Source organism: Pseudoalteromonas sp. NZS100_1, assembly GCF_015864285.1.
Taxonomy (GTDB): domain Bacteria; phylum Pseudomonadota; class Gammaproteobacteria; order Enterobacterales; family Alteromonadaceae; genus Pseudoalteromonas; species Pseudoalteromonas arctica.
In genome coordinates this window covers 1-545 of the sequence record NZ_JADYXN010000289.1, presented here as the reverse complement: position 1 = coordinate 545, position 545 = coordinate 1, and the positions used below count along the sequence as shown (strand labels likewise).

General features: G+C 58.3%; 2 protein-coding genes. One reads left to right on the top strand and one right to left on the bottom strand.

All coding sequences use genetic code 11. The features are described 5' to 3' along the window. A partial coding sequence (locus tag I6F66_RS21885) for a LysR substrate-binding domain-containing protein (RefSeq protein ID WP_231611955.1) occupies positions 1-285 on the bottom strand: 285 nt, incomplete at its 3' end. Here I6F66_RS21885 and I6F66_RS21880 point away from each other — a divergent pair. Further along, positions 273-545: hypothetical protein (locus I6F66_RS21880; protein WP_197209862.1), on the top strand; the 273-nt coding region annotated here is incomplete at its 3' end. The genes I6F66_RS21885 and I6F66_RS21880 overlap by 13 nt on opposite strands.

Genomic DNA, 545 nt, shown 5'->3' with positions numbered 1-545 from the left:
GCCAGGCCACACGCCTCCACCCCAGCGGATCGCCACGTCGACTTGCTCGGTGCCGAAGTCGACGTAGCGGTTGCCGACATTGAGTCGAATTTCAAGTTCGGGGTGCACTGCCTGAAAGCTGTCGATGTGGCGCGCCAGCAGGCGTTCGGTGAAGGTGTTGCTGGCCGTGATCCGCAACACCGCCTCTTCACTTTCACGCAGCTCCGTGAAAGCCGCTTCGATCTCATCGAATGCCTTGCCAGAGTTCGACTGGTAGCGGCGCCAACCGAGTGGTGAGTTGGTCAACCAACCAGGATGGTCGCTACTACAATTATCAGGGTGTGATGGTGGGCGGAAAATGCCAGATACAACGGCGTTATATCAGCGGCTATTTGAAGCGGAACTATCAGCGGACCGATACGACCGGCTTCAAGGAATATGAATATGGTCAACTCAGCTTCGATGTTTCGGGGCTGAAGGCTGGAGCGGACGGTTGGAAGGCCAGCATTGTTGCTCCGGTTGGCCCCTATGGGCAGGCAGCCACCGTGGCCTGGGATGGCTGCGTC